Genomic DNA, 460 nt, shown 5'->3' on the forward strand with positions numbered 1-460 from the left:
GCGCGCGGTGCTGGCCGGGCGTCCGATCGACGTGTTCAACGAAGGCCGCATGCAGCGCGATTTCACACATGTCTCCGACATCGTGTCGGGTATCCTCGGCGCGCTCGCGCATCCGTCCGATGGTCCGGTGCCGCACCGGGTGTTCAACCTCGGCAACCATACGCCGGTCGAGCTGGAGCGCTTCATCAGCGTGATCGAGCAGGCTGCCGGCCGCCCCGCGCAGAAGGTCTACAAGCCCATGCAGCCGGGCGACATGGTGCGCACGATGGCCGATACCCGGCGCGCGCATGACGCTTTCGGCTTCGATGCGGTGACCCCGATCGAAGCAGGGCTGCCGCCGGTGGTGCAGTGGTGCCGCGAGTATTTTGGTGATCGCGCCTGAGGACGGATCCTCACGCTGCCGGGTTCATCTTCGGATAACCTCGGCTGCGGAGAATGCGCGGTCTTTGTCCCCCCTTTG

The 460-nt window shown here is 66.1% G+C and carries 1 protein-coding gene; it reads left to right on the forward strand.

Annotated features, from left to right (window positions below; genetic code table 11):
* Nucleotides 1–382, forward strand: a 382-nt coding sequence (locus EN850_RS33535; RefSeq protein WP_136092935.1) for an NAD-dependent epimerase/dehydratase family protein, incomplete at its 5' end; no start/stop codon positions are given.
* Nucleotides 383–460: the final 78 nt, after the last annotated feature.

Origin of the sequence: Mesorhizobium sp. M8A.F.Ca.ET.207.01.1.1 (assembly GCF_004794715.1) — a bacterium.
In the GTDB taxonomy this organism is placed as follows: Bacteria; Pseudomonadota; Alphaproteobacteria; order Rhizobiales; family Rhizobiaceae; genus Mesorhizobium.